We start from the raw sequence: 252 nt of genomic DNA, 5'->3' as shown, positions 1-252 counted from the left end.
GCATGGGCACGCTGCAGACGTTTTGTTATGACTGTGAAAATCGCTTGGTGCGGGCGGAGACGTTGGTTAATGGCAAGCTGGAAAGTACCGGATCGTATCGGTACGACAGTTTAGGGCGACGGGTTGCCAAGGTTTCCGAGGTCAACGGCAAGACCGAGCAGAAGCACTTTTTGTGGCAAGGCTTGCGGATGTTGCGGGAGGAGCGTCCGGGGCAGAGCAGTTTGTACCTGTATGAGCCGGGGAGTTATGCGC

1 pseudogene is annotated in these 252 nt (G+C 56.3%); it reads left to right on the top strand.

What is annotated here, in order from left to right:
* Positions 1 to 252, top strand: a pseudogene (locus ACW9JC_RS30480) (RHS repeat domain-containing protein); the annotation flags it as partial.

It is taken from the genome of Pseudomonas sp. SDO5591_S426 (assembly GCF_054070755.1).
Note: the sequence above shows the minus strand (reverse complement) of the source record. Positions and strands in the feature narration are given on the sequence as shown.